Raw genomic sequence first — 21,310 nt, forward strand, 5'->3', positions numbered from 1 at the left:
CTGTACGGGCATGATACGCAAAACACCTCGAAAACTTCCCGGACGGCGCGAGGACGGCGCTTCGACCAAGGCCCAGATTCTGGAAGCGGCGGGCGAAATCTTTGCCGAAAAAGGCTTTGACCGCGCCACGGGCAAGGAGATCGCCGAGCGGGCCGGGAGCAATTCGGCCGCGGTGAATTATTATTATGGCGGTATTGAAGGGCTCTATGCCGCGGTGCTGGTCGAGGCGCACCGGCGGCTCCTGACCTACGACCGGCTGGTGGCGCTGGCGCAGGGACCGGGGGCTTCCATCGACAAGCTGAAAATCCTCATCGGACTGATTGCCGGGGCAATCACCGCCCCAGCGTCATCCACATGGGTGTTGCGGGTGCTGAGCCGCGAGATTCTCGCGCCATCCCAGGCCTTTCCCGTGCTGTTGAAACAGGAGGTGCTGCCGAAGAAACAGGTGGTAACCGGGCTCGTTGCCGATATTCTGGGGGTGCCCGCCGACCATCCGGCTGTGGGGCGGTGTTTGCTCAATATGGTCTCGCCCTTTGCCATGCTGCTGCTCGGCAACCGCCAATTGCTGTCACAGGTTCTGCCCGATCTGTTCGCACCGGCGCCCGGTGCGCAGGAAGCCATTATCGCCCATTTCCAGTGTTTTGCTTTGGCGGGATTGGCGGCGACAGCGGCGGAGTTGAAGCGGGAAGCCGGGGGCTAGCGTCTGTTTCATGCTGGAAGCGCGGCAGGCCGGATCATTCTTTCATCCGCAGTCTCACCCCCGGACCACCATTCACCATCCGCCTCAAAGATAACCCCGCTGTTTCCAGAGCCGCTGCGATAGCCATGATGGTCGCTGGTTTCAGTTTCTCGCCGCGTTCCAATCGGGCGATTGTATCCGTCGACACGCGGGCAAGAGCCGCGAGATCACGCACGCCAAGTCCCAAAGCCGCACGCGCCATTTTGCACTGTAAATCGATCATTTTCGCTGCACGGTTACGATTTTTCCGGAGGCGCCGGAGTAAACAATCGCGGGGCAAGAGAATCAACCGTCCGGCATTTACCAGCGCTTACCTGACCAACCGCACGCCAGCGCCACCGCTGGTCATCTCACCATCCTGCTGGAACACCACGCCCTCGGCCTTGAGCGCATCGGTTACCGCATCCAGGGTATCGGTGCGGACTTTCACTCTTTCGCTTCCGAAGGCCTCCATGTTGCGTATGGTGTTGGCGCTCACGCCCGCCTTCTCGGCGAGGGTGATCTGCTCCATGCCAATCAGCGAACGGGCTGCTCTGATCTGATTTCCGATAATAGCCATGTTGTTTCCAGAGTAAACGTTTTTGGTATTATACCTAAGTTCAATTGACCGTAAATGAGCTCGGCGCGTATGGTTTCAGTCGCAATATTTTTGGTAATGATCACTAATCAGGAGAGGCGGTTCGGCACAAGGCAGTGTACATCATCCCGCAGGCAGTCTCACCCCCGGACCGCCCGGCGTCATTTCTCCCTCGGCCTGAAAGATGACCCCTTGAGCTTCCAGCGCGCGCTTGATGACATCGAGTGTTGCGTGGCGCGGCTCGGATACACCGCTCTCAAATTGCCGCACCGTCACAATGCCAACATGCGCCGCATCGGCAAGTTGCTGCTGAGACCATTGGATAAGGGCGCGTGCTGCGCGGCATTGTGCAGATGTGATCATGCTTTCCTATAGTAAATCCCGACTATTTTTACCAGAACTGTCGAAAATAGATGGTTTTAAACAGTATGAATTTCAGCATCAGTCTGCCTGGAAATTTTCGAAGCTATGCCCGGAATATAAGGGAACATCGACGCCGCCGATATCGGCAATGAGCGGCAGCAATCGGCAATCCAATATGTCTGCGACATCGCCGACGAGCGTCTGGTTGTCATTAAAGCTTTGCTCGACGGGGCGAACACGAACGCTGCTTAAAGTGGAAGCTGGACCGTTGCCACAGCATTCCTCCTCGGATATCCCGATGAAAACCTATCCCGCAGAAGAGACCGGCCCCCATGCACGCGACATCCCACCCCATTGCCGCGGTTCTGGTTCATGTCGGCGATGTTGAAGCGGGGCTCGCATGGTATCAGCGCGTTTCCTGAGGCTGTCCGCACGCGGCTCGACGAATTTGATTTCGACTTCCTGCAGCTCGGCTCCGTCTGCCTTGAAATCGTGCCTGCAGACGCGCAGGTGGGGTCAGGGCCTTTCGGCTCCGTCGTCTATTGGGCGGTGGACGATTTTGACGCGGCTCTGGCGCATGTGGAAAAACTGGGCGCCACGCTCTATCGCGGGCCGCTGGCGATACAGGATGGCCTTGCCATGTGCCAGGTTCGCGATTCCTGGGGCAACTGCATCGGTTTGCGGGGTCCCCGGCCTGCGGCGCCCGGATAAGGCGTTGCGGGTGGCCGCGGGCGAGGTGAACGCAATACCGTTCATACTCTGTTCATCCTTGAAGGCGCACCTATCCCCGGTATGAATCGATAGGAGTGACGAATGAAAAATCTTGTTTCGCTGTTTACCGCCGGCTTGCTGGCGGTTCTTGTTGGACTGACTTCGGTCGTTTCTTCGAATGCGGCACCGGTATCGGCCCAGAAGGCGCCGGTCGTATCCAATGTCGAGCAGGTGCAGTACGTTGAGCGGCGCCGCCACGACAATCGCCGTTGGGATCGCCGCGATGACCGTCGCTGGGATCGCCGTGATAATCGCCGCCGCCCGCACTACAACAACCGCGGCTACCGTCCCGGCTACTGGAAGAATCATCGCGGCTACCGTGAACATCGCCGCGGCTATCGCCGTCACAGCGATGGCTACTGGTATCCGCTGGGTGTCTTCCGTCTCTGATTCCCATCAGAACGCTTGAATGCAGAAAGGGCGGCTCGCGAGAGCCGCCTTTTTCTATGGCCGGCTGCTCTCCAGTGCCGCGCCGAGAGTGGCCAGCAGATCCCTCGACGCGGCGATGTCCTCAAGCCGCATCCCGGCGGACAGCGCATTCACCCATTCGGCCTGGCGCCGCATCAGCGCCTCGTAGGACGCAGTCCCCTGAGACGTCGGGCCGAGCAGGCTGGCGCGGCGGTGCCGCGGGTTCGGGCCGTAGGCCGCAAGCCCGTCATGCACCAGCTCATCGGCCAGGCGCTGCACGCTCTGGCGCGTCTGGGCGAGGTGGCGGGCGACATCCGCCACGGTTGCGGCCTCCTGAACGATCGCGCCCATGACCTGCCAGCGCGCGGCGGTCAATCCGAACGGCGCGCTCAGCCGGTTGCCGGCCTCGGTCAGGCGGCCGGCGGTTTGCAGGATGTCCCAGACGAGCCGGCTCAATTCTTCGCCCTGAGGGGTACGCATGCTGATCTCCCGAATTTCCAGCGACATATTGACAGTATGTTGTCAAAATGCAAAATTGACAACACATTGTCAACTTGAGGTATAGCATGACCCCGTCTGAACTTGTCAAAGGCCTGTATGAGGATTGTCTCAATCCGCGCCTGCTCGAGCGGCTTCCGGAGTATCTGTCGGAGGGTTTCGTCGGCGCCGGTGGCGAGCAGGGGCCGCAAGGCTTCCGGCAGACCGTCGAACGGATGATCACGGCGTTTCCCGGCCTGCGGTTTGAGCTGGAAGACCTGTTCGCGGCGGGAGACAGGGTATGCGTGCGCTGGCGCTTCGAGGCGGCGCATCTGGGGCCACTGTCGGGTATCGCGCCCACCGGCAAGACTGCGGTTCAGCAGGGAATCGCCATCTATCAGGCGCAGGATGGCAAGCTGACGCGGGCATGGCTGCAGGTCGACCGCCTGGGTGTCCTGCAGCAGATCGGGGCGGTAACGCTCTGACGGAAAGGGGCGTGCCAGACAGACCAGAACATGCACGGCAACCGGCGGTGTCCGAGTGCCTGCACTGGGGGATAACGGTCTTGGAGGGCAAGGGTGGAAAATGGCGGAGAGGAAGCCGCCATATAGTAATAGCACAACGTCGCATTTGATGTCTTATCTATATGTTTTTATTGATATTGACGGCTTAAATTGTTTTTTCGCATTGCACGCTGTATCATGGTGTTGCATAATCTTTGGTAGGTCTATTGGTGGGTCGATATGGAGCGTACATGCCTCGCAAAGCGCAAGAACTTGGTCCACTTCATATAAAACGACTTGTAGAGCCCGGCATCCATTTTGTCGGAGGCGTCAATGGGTTGCAACTGCAGGTGAAGGATACGGGCGCACGCTCGTGGCTGCTTCGCGTTCAGATCGGTAACAAAAGGCGCCACATTGGTCTTGGGGGGTATCCAGACGTTACGCTTGCTCAGGCAAGAGATCGGGCGCGAGAGGCTCATGACAAGATTCGCCTCGGTATCGATCCTGTCGAAGAGCGTCGGACTATACGACTTGCTCTTAAAGCCGAAAGTACCGTGCTAACCTTCGAAGAAGCTGCAAGTCGCTGGCACAAATCAAAACAGCACGAATATCAAAATGGCAAGCATGCGGATCAGGTTCTAAACACGCTCGTGACATACGCTGGTCCAGTGATTGGAACTATGCGGGTTAACGAGATCAACGTGGATGACATCTACAATGTTCTCGACCCTCTTTGGACGGCCAAAACCGAGACGGCAACGCGGCTCCGCGGACGCATCGAGAATGTGTTGGCTTGGGCTACAGTTTCAGGCTACCGGACAGGGGAGAACCCGGCACGTTGGAAGGGCAATCTAGATGCTCTCATGGCCAAGCCTGGCAAATTGAAGAAGACGGTGCACCACAAGGCATTGCCCATCGACCAGATTTCCGACTTTCTGACAGCGCTGCGAAAAACCGAGGGTATGGGATCGCTGGCGCTGGAGTTCTGCATATTGACGGCCACGCGCTCTGGCGAGGTACGCGGAGCGACGTGGGATGAGATTGATTTTGACAAGAAAGTCTGGACCATACCGGCGGAAAGAATGAAAGCAGGCAAGGAGCACCGTGTGCCCCTCTCGAAAGCCGCTATTCAACTGCTCCGCAAAGTCCCTCGTTTCCAGAACTCGAATTTCGCGTTTGCTGCGGTTCGTGGTGGCAAAATCTCTGACATGACAATTTCGGCGGTGCTGCGGCGCATGAAGATTGCTGCCGTTCCGCATGGGTTTCGCTCGACGTTTCGCGACTGGTGTTCCGAGCGTACTGCTTACCCCAACGACGTCGCGGAAATGGCGTTGGCGCACACTATCGGAAACAAGGTTGAAGCTGCGTATCGACGTGGCGACCTTTTTGAAAAGCGTGTGCAGATGATGGAAGACTGGGCAATTTTTTGCCAACGAAGAAAATCGTAGAAATTTGCTTGGCTGAGAAAACACGTATTGCAACGGGATGATTCAACTGTTAGTCAAACGTTCGTACTAGTTACCAGATAAGATTATATCTCCTAACATACTGCGCATGACGTGCGGTCCAAGCAAGGATCGTTGAGTCATGTCTATAAAATCCCCTCTGTTTCATAATTCAAATAACGTTTGGTTGCGCCTTGGTGATTTGACTGAGCGCTATAGCTGCAGTCCAAGCACCGTTTGGCGCTGGTCGAAGAGCCGTGCGACTTTTCCCAAACCTGTGCGACTTGGCCCCAACACCATCGCTTGGTCGCTTTCGGCTATTGAGGAATTTGAAGCCTCTCAAAAGGAGGACTCAAGCCGATGAGCGAACGGCCCTTTATGCAGCTTTACGTATCCGACTTTGTTGGCGACACACTCCACCTTAGCCCTGAACAGGTGGGATCCTACATGCTGCTGCTTATGGCCATGTGGAATGCTCGGGGTTCTTTACCGGATGATGATGTGAAACTCGCTAGAATTGCACGCCTTTCTGTGAAGAAATGGCGTTTCATAGGCCCTGACGTCATGGCATTTTTTCATCGATCGGAAGGAGGCATTACCCACAATCGTCTGGCAAGAGAGCTTGAGAAGAGCGAAAGGAAAAGTGAATCGAGGTCTGCCGCCGGGAAAGAGGGCGCGACTGCTAAGGCGTTGAAAGATAAGATTGCACATCAAGCATTTGTCGCTGCTGTGCCACAGCATCTTCCAGATACCAGAAGGATAAAAGAAGAACCTAGCGGTTCTTCCAAAAAAAGAGCAACACGCCTTCCGTTCGACTGGGTTATTCCAGATGATTGGCATGACGAAGCTGTTGAGCACGGATTAAATCCAGCTCTGGTGAATGTCGAAGCAGAGCGAATGAAGAACTGGTCGCTCAGCTCGAAAAACGGAGCCAAACTTGATTGGCACGCCACTTGGCGCAACTGGTTCCGCAACAAAATACCCATTGAGCCCCAAGGCAGAGCATCATCAAAAAAATCACGCATGGAAATGTATGGGCCCAGGAAGCTCGAGATATGGGAATTATTGGATATGACTTCGGCGGATCAAAATTATCATCAGAAAGCAACGCAATCGGAAATGGTGGGAGCTCTCTGCCTGCTCGCTGCATTACCTTCACGCGAGGCGGATAGTGAGCAGATCAAGGCTGCCTATTACATCGCGCTTGATGGTGTAACGGTTTTTAGTCTTATGCGCGCTGTGAAGAATATTCTCCAAGGCAAACTCGGTCACGAGTATTTCCCAAGTCCGGTGGCTCTGCGAACGCAGTGCGAGGAAGTTATGACGTCGATTCGTGCTGCAGAATATAGGGAAATGTTGGCTCGCAAGGACCAATTGCAAATAGCACCGGTTAGTGTCACGGAAGAAGATAGAGCGCGCGCCAAATTGATATACGAAGAATTCGTCAAGCAACACCATGCTATCAAGGCTCAAACATCATTTACCCGCGATGTCCGCCCTAAATATGATCCGGCATTGCTCGACAAGATTCCCGATGCAACGCCGCCGCAAGGCACTTTGAAACGGTTAGGCAGCGGTATGCTGGAGAAGAAATATCTAGCGAAAAAGCCAAAAAGGAAGATTAACGCAGAGACAACCCGGCACGCGTCGCAATGAATGATCGTTGTATCGAGGGTGATACTTGTGTGTTTGCTATATCTTTAAGAAAAGGTTCAAACCGCCTTCTGGCGCTCGTCTCTGTAAGCGAGCGCCGAACGCTTTCAATTCCAAACCCGCGCGTAATCCGATGGCAATTGTTGTTGCTTGGAATGGGGGTGATTCAACTTCTTATATCGAAGCTAGCATATTTTCTGGCACAACCCCGGTAAGCATCATTTCGCGGCATTGCGTAGTGATTGCCTATTGAGCCGATGAAAGTGGAAGTTCTAACACCATGCGGCGGGCCAGGTATTCGTCTTTTTGATCAGAATTGTCTGTGAATGTACCGTCAGCAATACCAACGTTCCAGTCATTTTTAGCCTGCTCTAGGAGGTCTTTCATCACGCTGTGCCCAAAGCCACCGCCGAAAAACAGGAAGCCGTGTGCAAGGTTATAGTGATTGCCAATAGTTCTTGAAAGACCGATCAATTGCTCGTTGAGGCATTTTCGATCAATAATTATCGATAACGCAACAGGCTGATTGGACCATTCTGACGTGCCACGTAGTGCTGCGGTGAACCGACACATGCCAGGCTCGGCTACAGCTTCGATCGTCCATGTTGTCGTACCGTACTGTGTGATTGCCGCACTAGGAAATCTCCCTGATATGGAATCGTTCGCAAACTTCACAAAGTTGGAAAGTTTGTCGCGAAAATCATCAAACACAGTCGTTATGACTTCGTTGTCAATACGAATTTGCAGCACGATTGAGCCCCAAAAGATGGAAGAGGGCTCAATGCTGACGATGCTGTCGACAGAATGTTGGTTTGTGTGGAGAAGTTCATTTTTCATGTTATGATTCAACATGATAACGCATCGTCCGGTAAGTGAAAATTCTATTATTGATCGTTTCGGTTTTATTGTTACCGCTAGAAGGTGTAGCTTTGTCTCCAAAGATAAAAAAGAAATGCGCACAGTTTCTGACTCCGCGGATGTCGCGTTTTGTCAGCGAGTATCTTGTCGATCTGAATGCGACCCAGGCTGCAATCCGCGCTGGTTACAGTCCCAAAACGGCTTGCCAGATCGGGGCCGAGAACCTGACAAAACCTGTCATTTCCGCTGAAATCGAAATGCGGCTTGAAATTCGCAAGCGAGAGCTGGAAATTGATTCCGATTGGTTTCTGCAATGCCTGCTAGAAGACAAAGACGCAGATATGAGAGATCTATTTGATGAGAACAATTATTTGTTGCCGCCAACAGAGTGGCCCTTGATTTGGCGGCAAGGTCGGGTCCGCAGCGTAAAGATCAAAGATATTTATGAAGGCGAGGGGGCAAATCGTGTTCGCGTTGGCCAGAACTACAGTATTTCGTTTTTCAACCACCGTATGCGGATATTGGAGATGATCGGTAACCACGTATCGATTCAGGCCTTCAAACAACGAGCGGGTCCAAAGCAAACGGAGTTGATAGCTGAACTCTCTGCAGCGATAGTTGGCAAAAGTATCCGGCCCGCAGATAAAGTGCAGCTTGCGTAGGACGACTTATTTGGTCTGCAAAACGCGATTTGGACGAGCGAGCGCAACTCGTGCCACACTGCAATTCAATGCTTATCAGTTATTTGTGAGAGTGCGAGCATTTCAAGCGTGTAAGTTTTTACTCACTCATAAACGAACAGTTGTATATGCCGATAAGGCGAAAACACCGGTGAGCGGATGAGCGGCGGGACAGAGCCGAGAGGGCAGGGGAGGACCGGAAAACCCAATCAAAGCAATGCTGTACAGCCGAGCAAAGCTAGTAAATGGGCACATACGGGGCCGATGGACGGCCGTAGAGCCAGTTCAGGCCGGGCTGGGTGATACAAGACCTATTCAGCAGAATGATAGGTCAATTTTAGTCGACAATGCAGAAGTTAGTAGGCATATAAATACGCGATAAAGGGAAAAAAATAATAAAAACAATGTCTTTTTTTGGTACTAGACGTGGCTAGCGGGACTCAAATCCGGTAAGCGGAGCAAATTTCCGGGCACAAGCCAATTAACTTTCTGTCGCGATGAGCTGAGCAAGCGGTGGGTTCTTTTGGTTGCTAATTTTCAGTCCGATGCGATCGCCCAGAAAGGTGAAGAAGGAAATGCCCAGCTTGCGACAGGTCTTCATCAGGCCGAGCATCACATCACGAGCCTGACGGCTATTGATGCTCATGGTGCCGGCAGAAATCTTGCGCTTGGTCATACAGACACGTAGATCATTTTGGGAGGCATTGATGTGGAGCGGAATCTCGGGCCGATCGAGAACCTTCAGCAGTTCATCCTTGTGCCGGTACAGGCGCAGGAGCAATTGGTCGAGGGCAATGTATCCGGCGCGCAGAGTGAATATCTTGTCGAAGCGCCGGCGCAATGCATTGGCGGCATCAGTTTTTGCAAAAGCCGTTCCGCATGCACCCAGCACAGCGCATGATTGGCAACCCGAAACTGACCGGCGTCCATCTGGCCGCTATCAATATCGGCCTAAAAACCATTCCCGTCGATCGGCGCCGGCATCGCGGCCGGGAGATCCGATTGCTCGCTGTCGCCCACGGGCTGATTGCGGCCGCCGAGAGCGGCATGAAGGAACATGACCGGTTGGCGCTGGCCAAAACGCTGATGGAGCGAAAGCTGGAGGGGCGACGAACGTCTTCGAAATTGCCGGAGCTGGTCGAGTTGGTCATGGCGCGGCCGCTCGTGTCTGCCGGTATGTGGCGAAAACGCTGGAGGTGACGCCGCAGGCGGCGCGGCGGATTGTTTTGGAGCTGGGACTGAGGGAGATGACGGGGAGAGGGAGGTTTCGGGCGTGGGGAGTGCTCTAGCAACGGTCTTGAACATTACTCACTCGACACAAGGGAAAGCTTGCGCCGCTGCGACTATTTTGAGTTGTGCCAGTAGCTGGGCCTTTATAGGCTTGTCCGAAATTATATTATGGCTGCAGCCCTATCCTCAAAGAAATTTTGGATGAGAGAGTTGTAAAGCAAGTCAAAGGAGTTTTGCTTGTGACGATAGACGGAGGAGAGAACGCCGGAGGCAGTGAAACTCCCTCGGATAGCTTGGAAGCGTTTTACAAGCAAAATGGCATCGATTTTGGTGCGGGGGATCTGTTTTGTATCGGCGGCGGTAATTTGCTTCCGAGGCTTAAAGAATACGTACAAGTATTGGGACGCTTCTACAACGATGACGGACATACACCGTTCAGTCGAATTATTGTCGTGACGCCGCCCGGATCCGCTTCCGCGCTTACGGACTACGAAGCAGCAATAAATCATAAGGTGTCTGAGAGCTATATACGGTCCCAGGACGAGAAAGAAAAAGGGCCATGGCTGCATGTCAGAGAGACCGACGATTTACGGATCGACTCGATATGGTCGGCTTTGACCGACATGGCCTCTCGGTGTGGCATCGTGATCCTAGACGCTGCTCGTTTTCGTAAAAGCGGCCCTTATCCGGAGGTTCCCCAATTCAACCTCAAAGAGGACGTTTGGGTACCCAATATTCACGCGGTAGGCTGTGGCTTGGTTAAGATCGCGGAAGATACGCAATCCTATTTCATTGTCGATACAGGCGAATTCAAACCAGGTCGAGAGGGCAACCTCGAACTCCTAATGTCGCTGGACAAGGTGGGATTTGTATCCGCCGAAGGAGCGGAGAATGGAGAGGCACTTCTGGCTGCAAGATTGCAGGCTTGGGATCAATATTTGGCCGCGGGCACGCTTGGCCCTGTCTTTAATGAAATCGAGGCTCTTCCACTTAAACCGGAAGAGAAAGCATTCTTTCGCATTCAGATGCTCCATCGAGCAGGTCTATACGGGCAGGCGCTGGAGGAGATCGACCAATTCACCGCCGATTCCGATCTCTCTCCTCTCGTCCAGTGTAAATTAGCGAGAATAGCTACAGATGCCGGCGCCACATTTTTAGCTGCTCAATTCTTGAGAGCGGCCTTAGAGGGGCGGTCTTCGGTGGAAGGGCTGGCCATGGCGATCGACATCGCCACCGAAATTTCGGAACGTGATCTTGAGGAAAGAGCTGCGCTTCAGCTGGAGAAACTGTTTCCGGAGCATCCATCTCTAGTAAACCGGCTGCTTAAGAAATTTGACGACGCTGATGACTATACAGGGCTGTCGAACCTGTGGGAGCGACTTGGAAACGCTGAAGCGCGTGACCTCTGCTCAGCTCTCGCGGAACTTATGCCAGCCGAAGGTATCGCGGATTACGTGGGTATCAGAAAGAACTTAGTTCAGCGGTTCAATAGCTTGCATGTGGACTCTTTGCTAGTCCGTCATGCCAGGCGGAAAAAGCTTCACATGCATGCGCTCGACATAGCCACAACTGGTAAAGTCGAGCGTCCAGCTAACGCCCATTCCATTTTGAACATCGTTGAAGATCTGACGCTAAGCCGAGATGAGCAAGGGTGTCTCGTGATCTCTGGCGACCAGCTCAAAGACGCGATAGAAAAGGTCATTTCCTATCTCGCCGAGAATCCCACTGACACCTATACCCGCAGCCGTCTCGCTATGGTCCTATCTCTTGAAGTAACAGGGACGATGGGGGTGGCTTTGATTGCCGTCCTCTCGCTTGATTTCATGCGCCGACCTTTAACACCGATTGTAATCGATCGTCCCAAGGGACTATCGGTAGATCAGCTTTCGAACAGGCTCGATCTTGTTGGGAATGCGTGGAGATGGCTTGATAGCCAGTCGCCGGTGATGCTTGGGAAAATCGTTCTTCCCGAACACCTCCTGACCGTGCCCGCGGACGATCTCGCACCTGCCATCATTACCATGATGAAGTACCTTACCGGTAGGGTTCAGGACGACGATGACCTCAAACAGCTCAGGCTTTGGATGATGCTTGGGGTGTCTATAAACTCTCATACGACTGCACAAGACTACGACCTCCTTATACTTCGATTGGGTGCCGCAGCATTCGCGATGACCGGGCAGGTTCAGTTCGCACGGGATATAGCTGAGCAGATTCTGAATCTCAGCGACGATTCGTCGCGAAGAAGACGTACCGGTTGGTTCTCGGTTGCGGACATCTATCAGCGGCTGGGCAATAAAATGGAAAGCCTGATCGCCTTTGCTTGCGCTGCGGCCGGTGATACGGAAGTTGAAGGCGATGAGATCTGGGACGAAACCAATGGCCTCGTCCGGCTGCTGAGGGATACCGGCCTGTTTGACGTGGCGCGCGAGGTTCATGAGTCTGCGTGGAATATTCTTGGCCGACTTGGCCTCGCCGAAGCGAACGCCCACCGGCATAAATTCATGTCGCTGACGATCGATTTGGGACAGGCAAGGCTCAGGGATGACTTCAAGTCTGGTCTTCCTAACTTTTTGCGCCGCACCACCGAATGTGCTGAGGAAGAGCTTCAGTCAGCCAGGAATGTCGAACCACAAGCGATCCTACTTGCTCAAATAATCCTCTGGGCACAGCTGGCGGAAGTAGAAGTTCCAGTCAAAACAATTGAAACCTTCGAGATGCTGCTTGACCAAGCAAGCGGTATGGTAACTCGGTTAGCGAGATCATTGTCATCGGCCGAACTCGAACCTGAAGCGCTTCTAAACCTTCATCAGACTACAGAAGCGGCTCGCTACGCCGATGATGTAGCTCACGACGCACGCTTCGTAGCCTTGCTGTCGCAGCGTCTGCTTGCATCCGAAAGAGCGCGATCCGACGCTGTGACCTCGACACTCGCCATTGAAATGATTTCCGACAGGGCCGTGCCCGGTCCCGGTTGGAAGGTAACATCCAAGCCGCTCTCCATGGTTACAAGTGTTGACCAGCCTGCTGCCATTGCGAAGGCGCTATCGCTCGAAGGGGTTTCGGTAATTCTGCTCGGCTCTGACGCCAAGAAACATCTTACGCACGTTCAATGGCGTGAGGGCGGTGGCAGCATAGAGCCCGTGGATGCCTTTTCCGTGATAGATTTCCGTACCTGGAGCGAAAACTTTCCCTATGAATACGGTATAGACGACGAGACGCCGAACCTCTTTTACACAACTACCGAAAGTCTGCGCCTCACCAGTCTGCCGGCGGGGCCGATTGTCGTCGTTGCGGATACTGAGCTGCAGCAGTTACCTTGCAATATCCTTCGTGTCGGTGATGAGTTCGCCGGTGAAAGTCACCCCATGGCTTCAGCTCCCTCTCTATCGTGGCTCAAGGCCGCGCGCGATAATCCCGCTCAGACCGACGGCCGTAAGGTTGCGTGGATCTCACAGGCGGAGAAGCTTGGGCAGACATTTGTAGCCATCAAAACACGTCTTGCTGATACATTTGAGCAGCATGGGATCGAGCTAGATACCGGACCCGAAATCCCCGACGGGCTAGCAGGATCGGAACTCGTAATAGTGACAGCTCATGGCGGTCTCGGCTCTGATCAGAAATATTTCCAGAGGGTTAGCGACGAGGGCAGTCTTGTGACCAGCGGCGGCTATCTTGCCGCTCATCTGCGGAATGTAGGTGTGGTTGTACTATTTGTTTGCAGTGGTGGACGCACCGACAAGGTGCCCGATACTGTGACCACTGTCGGTCTGGCGAAAGCATTGCTCGACCAAGGTTGCACCGCAGTCCTGGCCTCGCCGTGGCCGCTGGACTCGCGCGTTACGTATCATTGGCTCCCAGCATTTCTAGATTCGTGGACGCAAGGAAACTCGCTTGCGGAAGCGAACTTTCAGGCCAACCGAGCTGTTGCGAGAGGTTTGGGCGGAGAACCGGCAAAATGTCTCGCGATGACTCTGTTTGGCGATCCCTTAAGGACGTGCTTGCAAGCCGAAGTCGGCTTGGGTTGAGTTTATGCCACAACCACCTCGACATCATTCCCGCTCCTAGCCAATGCGCTCTCCTGCGTAACGTCTTTGGTAGAGCACCCGGATTCGATTTGGCACCCCTTCAAAAATGGACCCCCGCCTCGTCTACGACGGAGGAGTCAAGGTACTCAGGCGGGGCCGGAGGGCTGGATACGGCCGAGAAAAAGCGGCAGCTTGCTATTCTCGAAGTCCCAAGTCGATAAAGGGGCAAACCAATCCGGCGCCGGTTCGCCGTCGAGTTGGATGACCTGGTCGCCATCAATTGTCTGGTCGGCGAAGAAGCTACTGAAGATCCGGCTCGCCATGCCGATCCCTTCCCAGCCCTGGTTGGGATACGTGGGCTCGACCGGGCTTGCGACGAGTTCCACACCACCGATCTGATCGCCGTCCATGAACGGGATCGGCCCCTTCACCTCCCATTCGCCATAGAAGAGCAACACCTGGGCGAGCTTGCGGTCCTTCGGATCTGTTAGCTCGACGTCACGGCTGTAGAATTTCGCAGATCCAATCATGAAGTTGGCGAGGCCCTTGTCGTCGATCGACCGTGGCAGATCGGTCGCCGCGCTGAGGACAAGGCGCAGCGACGGTTTCGTCATGATCAGCTTTTCACCGAGGCGCTCGAACTCGTTGGCGAGCATAGCCTCCTGCATCGAGACGCGCAGACCTCCGCTGCGGGTGTGGAAGCGCTCCGGCGAGATCACCGACCAAAGCCTCCAAGCCGACCAGTAGATCGCAAGCTTCAGCGGCGTGCCGACGGCGTTTGCATAAGACTGCACCGAGCCGAGGTACTTGCGCGACATGCGCAGCTCCTGCTTGGCGGGGTCCGTGCTGTGGACGTTCTTAACCTCCACCAGCCATTGCTCGCCGTCATCGAGAACGACGCGGAAGTCCGGTGCGCGCAAGGTCTGCGCGGCATGGACGCGGCCGACGTCCTCGGTCTTCAGGAGTTTGAAGCGCCCGAGGCTCAGCACCGTCGCCTCGAACAGGCGCTCGACCCGCGACCCGTGGATCAGCGCCGGATCGGCCAGCGCTTCGCGCAGCCGCGGCGCGGCATCGGCCATGAAGCGATCGACAAGGGCCGAATCGTTGAGCGCGATGCCGTTCTTGCGCGCAAAAACTGCGACCGAGGCCAGCAGATCGAAGGCCTTCTCTCTCTTGGGCGGTTCGGGCCTCTTCTCTTCGCTCACGATTAACCCCTCGCGAATGGATCGATGTCGGGCGGATTCATGTAAGCCCGGAAGCCGGCCAGCGCTTCATCGCTCGGATTCTCAGTCTCCGGAATGAACCTGATCGTCTCGGCAATGTCGCGGCGCGTGACAGTCCCGATGATTGTGCCGCCATTGCTCATCTCATACTCCATGGAGCCACAATACTGGTTCCGGCGCGCCATACCGGGAGCGAAAGCGATCGGCGGCTTCTTGCTGCCCTTCTTGCTCACCTCATGCTTGGCGAGGGCGACCCGGATGAATTCCAGTGTGGTGAAGCCAATTTCCGTGCGCCTCAGATCAATGCGCATCTGCGCCACCAGCTCCGGCCGCTGCTGCGCATCGCGAAGCTGCTCGGCCCTGAGCTCGCGGTCATAGTGCCGATAGCCGAGATCGCGCTCGAGATGACCGGCCTTGAAATCCAGCCCGCCGCTGTCGGCGAGTTTGATCACCTCTTCGCAGCGCTGACGCCAGGTCCGTTGAAGCTCATAGGCGGCGTAGATCCACATCGGCGACAGCGCGCCGAGCAAGGCCATCTTGTCGCGCGGGCGATCGTCTTCGGCCTGATGACACATGACCTCATCTTCGAGTGCGTTCAAGAGATTGTCCACCACGCAGAGTTGACCGGCCTGCATTATCAGGAATGGGTTTTCGGAAAAGCCGGCGAGGCTCTTTAGCGCCTCGACGAGTTCGCCCGGACCGATTTCTGCGACCGAGCGATAGCGTGGCTGGTCATCGTAGTCTTCGTCGATATGGTCGTCGTTCAAGCATTCGCCCTCTGCTCATTCAAGCCAGCCAGTACGGCGGATCGGTCACTGCCATCGGCAAAGGATCCGCCCGGCCCCAGAACCACGTCGTCGCCCTGATATAGCGGATGAGGTCGTTTTTTCTGATCCTGAGATTCTCACTCGCCAGGCGGGGGCCGGGCACCAGGTCGACGTAGTCGCCAGCCGTGTCGGACCACAGCGTTGCTGCCATGACGCGAAGCCGCTCGCAGGAAGGTCCTTCGCCATGACGCATGACATTGGCGACCGTGAACATCTCGGTTAGCTCTGCGCCGAGATCGTCGATCGCCAGATCGATGCTCGCCACGCCCGCGCAGAAAAGCAATTGTTCCTGGAACACCCGGAGCTTTGCCGCGTCGGTCAGCCCCTTCGCCTTAGCCCAGATGCTGAGCTGTCGCTCGAAAACGGCGGCCAGCGTCAAGACGAAGGATTTGGCAGCCTCGTTTGCCGTGTAGTTGTCGACTTGGGTCGCTGTGCGGTCCAGAAACTCGTCCATCGAGCCGGCCTGGCCATGTTCGAGGACGGGATGGAGCGCCAGCGCATCCATGGTGGGCTGGATGACGCGCACGAACAGCCGGTCGAGATTCGCCTGAAATACTCGAGGGAGCTGTTCGTTGAGCGTCGCCATGCTCACCATTACCGTGGGCGTAGTCGTGTTGTCGTCCGGACGTCATGTGCGCGAGCATTGCTAGCTTGCAGTGCTTGACGCATTTCCTGAAACACAGGCTTCTTGCCGTCCGGATCCTCCAACGTGAGTAGGACGGCGAAAGGCACACCCTCTGCTGGAAATTGCGCCTCGGCTCGTACGAGACTGGTTACCTCCAACCGCCACTGAGATGACGCGCCATTTTCGTTGAAAGTCGTTTCATACTGTTTCGCGGGCCACCATTTCAGACCGTGATCGATCAGCGCTTTCTCAGGAATGGCAAGATTGGTTGATTTCGGCATGTAGCGGGCCGAAATCTGGTTCGTGTGGCGGATGCTACCATCCTTTGCCGGCTCAAGCTGACGCTGCTTAAGTGATGCCTCCAGATTGACTCGAACAAATTCTGCTCCAAACGCCGGATCGAGCGGCGGAGAGTAAACCAATGTGATACGCGCGCGTCCCGAACAGCGCCCATTGTCAACGAGGCTTTGCGGCCAGACGAACGGGAATCGAAGGATAACCGGCTTGCGTTCGCCGATACTCAATCGGCTCTGAAAAAGTAACGTGATCTGATGGTCGTCTGTTTCGAGCATCTCGCTTACTCGACCAGGCTTGCCAAATCCGGCAAACTGTCGGCCGAGGTCCTTGAGGCCTCGTTTCGTTAGAGGTTCAGGCATCGCCGTATGGTGAAACATCATCGCACGCAGCGCTTCTGTAGAAAGACCGCCTTCGGTTACCACGTCCAGTCCAGCCAGTGTTCGGGCCACAAGGGGTGCGGCGAAGCTTGTGCCAACAACGCTTTGTTGCTTGCCATCTGCCCCGATCGAAGAGAGACCGGTCGATTTTGTCGGATGGCTCACGCCAGCACCGCCATATGTCGCCACATCAGGCTTCACGCCAACCTGCAAGCCTGGGCCACGCGTCGTATAAACTGTTGGTGCGTCAACGATCTGGTCGGTCCCCGGTGGATTGAGAGCGCCAACAGATACCGAGCGGACGCTTTCGGCAGGTTTATTGATCGTGTCCGGGGAAGTTCTGGTTGCAAAATAGTTCACGACATCAATCGGCCGTTTCGGCCATGCCGAGCGGGATTGCGCCTTAGGCAAATTACCTGCCGAATTTACGAAAATCACGCCGTAGGTATCGGCGATCTGATCGAGGCGTGAGGCATAGATGCTGTAACGATGACGTTCGACGGCGGCCACAGCATTGATCGACAAGTTGAAAATCCGAACTCCGTGCTGTTCCTTCGCTTCAGCAACCGCTTGCTCGATCTCTTCCAGAAAGTCGGAAAATCCCTTTGGGTACTTCGCCATGAAGGACCCATTCGGATATAGGGGTATGTCATAGAGGTGGCAGCCATTGGCTTCTGCCACGACCGTCGAATCGTTGACGAGCTGACCAACAGAAATCAGGCCAGCAACATTCGTTCCGTGTAGGAAGTCGTATTCGCCGTGTGAAAGATAGTCGAAACGGCCGATAATCCAATCATCCAACACGCGTGAGATCCCTGAATCAATCACGCCCACTACCGGATATGTCGAACGCTCTTCCGGTTGCGGTATCATTAGTGCCTGAACATTGGCATCTTGGGAAAGGCCGATAAGGGTTGGGTCGTCTGTAAGCTCAAGCAGCACGGGCGGCAAAATGGCTCTGACAAGAGGGTGCTGTTGAAGTGCATTCAAAACCGCTTCGTGACGGGCGGGGTTGCGGTCGACAACAGGAGCTGGCGTTTGCAGGATCTCGGGTCGAGCCAGCCTGGCACGGTTATCGATCAATGCCTCTGCGCCGCCTACCGTCAACTGAACCTCGAGAATCGGCGTGCGGCCGAGCTCGAATGCCAGATAGCTGCGAGCGCCACGGCCCAATGAGAGGAGGAGCTGTTCCAGCGAACGCCGAAGCGCAATCCGGCCGGTCGGGTCATCCGCGATCACTCGAGTGACTGGGGTTTCGAACAACTCCACCTGGTAGCCGGAGACGACACGCGGATCATCTAGTGCTGCGATCGCCGCAGCGGTGGAAAAAGTCCGTTTCTGTTCTGGAGAAGCGATCTCCAGCGATTCGATTGCTCCGACCTCGGCCCGAGCAGCTGAAGGTGCCTTATAGGCTTCGCCGTCTGACTGCCGGTATTTCATCTCCACCGTCAGTTCCGCAGATTGTATCCTATCCCGCAGACTCTTCATATAAATCAAAGGCGCGCGAAAATAGAGCGTTCCCACCGCATCCGCTCCCACGCACGGAAACTGATCGTGTTTGAATAGCCAGTGAACCGGACGGTAGGATTTGGCCAGCGCCTCAATGCGCATTTGTACTTTCAAATACGCAGCCGGCCCGTTTGGGCTTTTTTCAAGGTGCGCTATGATCCGCTCTACGGATGCCAGCAATGTGGCTTTATGCACGGCGAATTCCCGATCCGCCCCGTCGAAAAAATCCTTGTTACGCGGCGGCTGCCCAGGGTCTGGAACCTGGTGAAAATCACGGTCATTTAAGATAATCTGGACGGGGTTGTTAGGCATGGGCACCCTCCATCAAGCCAAGGTGACGTTTTGTTTTCTTAAGGTCGCTCACCCGAGACTGTCCGTAGCCTGTTGCTTCGCCGATTTCTGTCTGCTTCATCGGGAACTCGCTGTCATTCGCGATCAGGCTTACGAACGCTTCCTGGTCGGCGGCGAGAATCCGCGCGGGTAGATGATCATGATGTGGTGTCCGACCCAAAACGGTGCTGAGCGCATGGAAAAGCGCAGGCCCGTCATGTGCGGCCCCACTCACCGCGATCGTGCGCTTTACTGCGGTACAAACCCGTTCGATGTCCGAGCCCGATCTCCCAGCCAAGCAGTAAGAGAACACGCGGAGTGTGCCAGTGGGCGCCTCGATGGGTCGAAGAAAACGACTGATCAAAAATTCCCGCGCTTGCCCTGCTGGCTCCCCTATTTGGATCTGGGTCTCGAACCGGCGCCACACCGCCGGGTCCAGAAGCCTGTCATGATTTGTGATCGCAATGGTGATGCCGTGCCCACGCCGCAAATCGAGGTTTTGCAGCAGCGTATTGACCACGCGCTTTATCTCCCCAATCTCTTGAGGGTCATCGCGGAGTTTTGCGAGCGCGTCGAATTCGTCAAGCAAAAGCACGCAAGCATATCTGTTCGCGAAATCGAAGAGGTTGGCGATGTTGCGTGCAGTTGTTCCAAGAAACGAGGAAATCAGCCCATCTATGCGCGCCGTTATCAGCGGCAGCCCCAGCCGCGCGGCGATGTGATGCGCGGTCAGGGTTTTTCCAGAACCCGGAGGGCCGTAGATCAACAACGATCGCGTAGGCTCGACGCCCACGGATTTGAGTGCCGCGACGCTGCGCCACTCCTTGAGAAGCTCTTCGATTGTTTCTCTAACCGCATCGCCATAGACAGGCGACTCGTTTGAGCCGGCAGGAAAATCGATTGAGCACAGTTTTGCGCCGGTTTCTTTGTCGATCGGTGGGTTGATGCCTTGCTCTAGAACTTCTCCGACGATCTGGGCGCGAGACACCTCGACCCGGCTGGGAGCTAGCTCATGGGCTTCCTGCGCCGAAGCGCGCAACCGATCGACCGTAGCGGCCTCTTTCACCTGACCGGCTTTTTCGAGGCGGTCCCGAAACCGGAGGATCTGTTTGTCCAGCGCATCTCGATCGCCGGTCAGTGCCGCTCGAATGACGCTTTGTATCGCTGGGAAGTGTTCCATACTACGGTGCCTGACATAAAAATCTGTTCTTATAAGATTCATATGCGTGATTTGCCGATTCTGCAACAAAAATGACGAGGCTGAATCATCCGTTTGAGCCTTTGAACCGAGAAAGGCGCATTTCAATTGAGATTTCCGACCTTTGAATCTGCTCTAGCGCGCTTCCTATTCCGAGCAACTTCAGGGCGGACAGGAATAGGAATCTTGCTTGAGTGACATTTCGTGCCGAGGTAAACTCCTTACAGGTGATTCCTTCCTGACTTGTCGCTAGGTCAAATTGGAGCGAAAAAATCAATCATGGTGAAGCGGTTCTTGGGATCGCCTTGTAATTGGCGACAGGCGGTCCAGTGAGGAAACCACCATGACTCCCATACTGCTTTCCGTAGACAATCTTGACGCTCTGAAGGCCATTGCCAAGCGGACATGCTTGGCACAAGCGGTCCGGTCAGCGCATATTACTGAGGCACTCGCGTACGGTCTCGGCTTCGCAACGCAGGCTGCCTTGCCTTCGAAAACCCGCAATGTGCCAGAATTCAGACCATTTCTCGCCGATTTTGATCAGGACCGGTTTGTCACCAGACTTCTACAGCTTGGCTATCCACTGACGGAAAATGCGGTCCTTTTCGATGACGACGGCTTAAGAAATTTGCCCGACCGTACGTGGGTCGACATTGAGGCGAATGACAGGGGGAAGCAGAACTTCTGGTTTCACAAGTGCCAACGGCGGGATATTCCCTTCATTTATGTTGTGCGCAAGAGAAAATACGCCGAGCTCCAGTGGGACTGCATCTCGGTTGATCCTGCTCACGAAGCACACGTTCAGGGTGATCGAGGCACTCACCTCGTCCGTACGATGTTTGCTTCCTTTCAAGCGGTAGCTCGGAAGTTGCCAAGTCGGGCGCTCTTTGAGGGCAAAAGCATTGTCGGATCTGTAAAGGGGCTTCCGATTAGACTCGTGCCCGAGCTTGCCGATGCTTTTTTCGCCGCTTTATATAAGCCAATGCAAGATTACGGGCCCCCAGCGTAGACATGGTCGGGTTTAATCGATCTGCGGAAAAGCCAACACCATTCAAGACGTCGACCATCGGCAATCATTGGCGTGATCGTCTGATAGTTTGGAAAGAATCAGTGAAACAACCCAGTTTTCTTCATCTTGAAGGGTGATATTCAGAACTTTGATCCTTGGGCCGGGTGACCATTTCAATTGCGT

Annotated in this window: 21 protein-coding genes and 1 pseudogene; 11 read left to right on the top strand and 11 right to left on the bottom strand. The window is 55.1% G+C overall.

Features of this window, described 5'->3' with window-relative positions:
- Positions 1–10 precede the first annotated feature (10 nt).
- Positions 11–700, top strand: a complete 690-nt coding sequence (locus tag RDL77_RS10030; RefSeq protein ID WP_288192704.1) for a CerR family C-terminal domain-containing protein — start codon at positions 11–13, stop codon at positions 698–700.
- 34 nt (positions 701–734) lie between these two features.
- Here the strand turns inward: RDL77_RS10030 and RDL77_RS10035 are convergent, their stop codons facing one another.
- The 3 genes from RDL77_RS10035 to RDL77_RS10045 form a co-directional block, all read right to left on the bottom strand.
- Complete coding sequence (locus RDL77_RS10035; protein ID WP_353884995.1) at positions 735–962, bottom strand: helix-turn-helix transcriptional regulator; 228 nt, start codon at positions 960–962, stop codon at positions 735–737.
- Positions 963–1,049: 87 nt separating this feature from the next.
- On the bottom strand, positions 1,050–1,298 hold the full coding sequence (locus tag RDL77_RS10040) for a helix-turn-helix domain-containing protein (protein WP_288192705.1): 249 nt from the start codon (positions 1,296–1,298) through the stop codon (positions 1,050–1,052).
- Between the two features lie 141 nt (positions 1,299–1,439).
- Complete coding sequence (locus tag RDL77_RS10045) at positions 1,440–1,679, bottom strand: helix-turn-helix domain-containing protein (RefSeq protein ID WP_223611324.1); 240 nt, start codon at positions 1,677–1,679, stop codon at positions 1,440–1,442.
- 372 nt (positions 1,680–2,051) lie between these two features.
- Here RDL77_RS10045 and RDL77_RS10050 point away from each other — a divergent pair, with 372 nt between their 5' ends.
- Together RDL77_RS10050 and RDL77_RS10055 are read left to right on the top strand one after the other, a co-directional pair.
- A complete protein-coding gene (locus RDL77_RS10050; RefSeq protein WP_288192706.1) occupies positions 2,052–2,390 on the top strand; it encodes a VOC family protein in 339 nt (112 codons plus the stop codon).
- A gap of 102 nt (positions 2,391–2,492) precedes the next feature.
- Positions 2,493–2,840 (top strand): hypothetical protein, encoded by a 348-nt coding sequence (locus RDL77_RS10055; protein ID WP_288192707.1) that lies wholly within the window; start codon positions 2,493–2,495, stop codon positions 2,838–2,840.
- A 54-nt stretch (positions 2,841–2,894) separates the two neighbouring features.
- Here the strand turns inward: RDL77_RS10055 and RDL77_RS10060 are convergent, their stop codons facing one another.
- Positions 2,895–3,338 carry a MarR family winged helix-turn-helix transcriptional regulator gene (locus RDL77_RS10060; RefSeq protein ID WP_223611321.1) on the bottom strand — a complete coding sequence of 148 codons (444 nt, stop codon included), beginning with the start codon at positions 3,336–3,338 and terminating at the stop codon, positions 2,895–2,897.
- Positions 3,339–3,424: 86 nt separating this feature from the next.
- On the opposite strand from RDL77_RS10060, the gene RDL77_RS10065 reads away from it, so the two are divergent.
- From RDL77_RS10065 to RDL77_RS10075, 4 genes are all read left to right on the top strand, one after another.
- On the top strand, positions 3,425–3,820 hold the full coding sequence (locus tag RDL77_RS10065) for an ester cyclase (protein WP_223611320.1): 396 nt from the start codon (positions 3,425–3,427) through the stop codon (positions 3,818–3,820).
- A gap of 269 nt (positions 3,821–4,089) precedes the next feature.
- On the top strand, positions 4,090–5,286 hold the full coding sequence (locus tag RDL77_RS10070) for a site-specific integrase (protein ID WP_288192708.1): 1,197 nt from the start codon (positions 4,090–4,092) through the stop codon (positions 5,284–5,286).
- A gap of 139 nt (positions 5,287–5,425) precedes the next feature.
- A complete protein-coding gene (locus tag RDL77_RS24830; protein ID WP_353884996.1) occupies positions 5,426–5,647 on the top strand; it encodes an AlpA family phage regulatory protein in 222 nt (73 codons plus the stop codon).
- Entirely contained in the window at positions 5,644–6,939 is a 1,296-nt protein-coding gene (locus RDL77_RS10075) for a DUF1376 domain-containing protein (protein ID WP_288192709.1), read from the top strand. The genes RDL77_RS24830 and RDL77_RS10075 overlap by 4 nt, the downstream gene beginning before the upstream one ends.
- A gap of 243 nt (positions 6,940–7,182) precedes the next feature.
- On the opposite strand, the gene RDL77_RS10080 is transcribed toward RDL77_RS10075, so the two are convergent.
- A complete protein-coding gene (locus tag RDL77_RS10080) occupies positions 7,183–7,773 on the bottom strand; it encodes a hypothetical protein (RefSeq protein WP_288192710.1) in 591 nt (196 codons plus the stop codon).
- A gap of 50 nt (positions 7,774–7,823) precedes the next feature.
- Between RDL77_RS10080 and RDL77_RS10085 the strand changes: the two genes are divergently transcribed.
- Positions 7,824–8,456 (top strand): terminase small subunit, encoded by a 633-nt coding sequence (locus tag RDL77_RS10085; RefSeq protein WP_288192711.1) that lies wholly within the window; start codon positions 7,824–7,826, stop codon positions 8,454–8,456.
- Positions 8,457–8,955: 499 nt separating this feature from the next.
- On the opposite strand, the gene RDL77_RS10090 is transcribed toward RDL77_RS10085, so the two are convergent.
- The gene (locus RDL77_RS10090) at positions 8,956–9,366 is read right to left on the bottom strand and encodes a hypothetical protein (protein WP_288192712.1); all 411 of its coding nucleotides are present in this window, start codon (positions 9,364–9,366) and stop codon (positions 8,956–8,958) included.
- Positions 9,367–9,392: 26 nt separating this feature from the next.
- On the opposite strand from RDL77_RS10090, the pseudogene RDL77_RS10095 reads away from it, so the two are divergent.
- Together RDL77_RS10095 and RDL77_RS10100 are read left to right on the top strand one after the other, a co-directional pair.
- Positions 9,393–9,763: pseudogene (locus RDL77_RS10095) on the top strand (helix-turn-helix domain-containing protein); the annotation flags it as partial.
- Positions 9,764–9,943: 180 nt separating this feature from the next.
- Positions 9,944–13,732, top strand: coding sequence for a CHAT domain-containing protein (locus RDL77_RS10100; RefSeq protein ID WP_288192713.1), 3,789 nt, complete (start codon positions 9,944–9,946; stop codon positions 13,730–13,732).
- 146 nt (positions 13,733–13,878) lie between these two features.
- Here the strand turns inward: RDL77_RS10100 and RDL77_RS10105 are convergent, their stop codons facing one another.
- The 5 genes from RDL77_RS10105 to RDL77_RS10125 are packed head-to-tail and all read right to left on the bottom strand — an operon-like array spanning position 13,879 to position 20,100.
- Entirely contained in the window at positions 13,879–14,937 is a 1,059-nt protein-coding gene (locus RDL77_RS10105) for a hypothetical protein (RefSeq protein WP_288192714.1), read from the bottom strand.
- A 2-nt stretch (positions 14,938–14,939) separates the two neighbouring features.
- A complete protein-coding gene (locus RDL77_RS10110) occupies positions 14,940–15,722 on the bottom strand; it encodes a hypothetical protein (RefSeq protein WP_288192715.1) in 783 nt (260 codons plus the stop codon).
- Between the two features lie 19 nt (positions 15,723–15,741).
- Positions 15,742–16,368 carry a hypothetical protein gene (locus tag RDL77_RS10115; protein ID WP_288192716.1) on the bottom strand — a complete coding sequence of 209 codons (627 nt, stop codon included), beginning with the start codon at positions 16,366–16,368 and terminating at the stop codon, positions 15,742–15,744.
- Between the two features lie 8 nt (positions 16,369–16,376).
- The gene (locus RDL77_RS10120; protein ID WP_288192717.1) at positions 16,377–18,902 is read right to left on the bottom strand and encodes a S8 family peptidase; all 2,526 of its coding nucleotides are present in this window, start codon (positions 18,900–18,902) and stop codon (positions 16,377–16,379) included.
- Entirely contained in the window at positions 18,895–20,100 is a 1,206-nt protein-coding gene (locus RDL77_RS10125) for an AAA family ATPase (RefSeq protein WP_288192718.1), read from the bottom strand. Before RDL77_RS10125 ends, RDL77_RS10120 begins: the two co-directional genes overlap by 8 nt.
- A 361-nt stretch (positions 20,101–20,461) precedes the next feature.
- On the opposite strand from RDL77_RS10125, the gene RDL77_RS10130 reads away from it, so the two are divergent.
- A complete protein-coding gene (locus RDL77_RS10130; protein WP_288192719.1) occupies positions 20,462–21,127 on the top strand; it encodes a hypothetical protein in 666 nt (221 codons plus the stop codon).
- The last annotated feature ends 183 nt before the right edge of the window (positions 21,128–21,310 follow it).

The organism is uncultured Phyllobacterium sp. (genome assembly GCF_902479695.1).
In the GTDB taxonomy this organism is placed as follows: Bacteria; Pseudomonadota; Alphaproteobacteria; order Rhizobiales; family Rhizobiaceae; genus Phyllobacterium; species Phyllobacterium calauticae.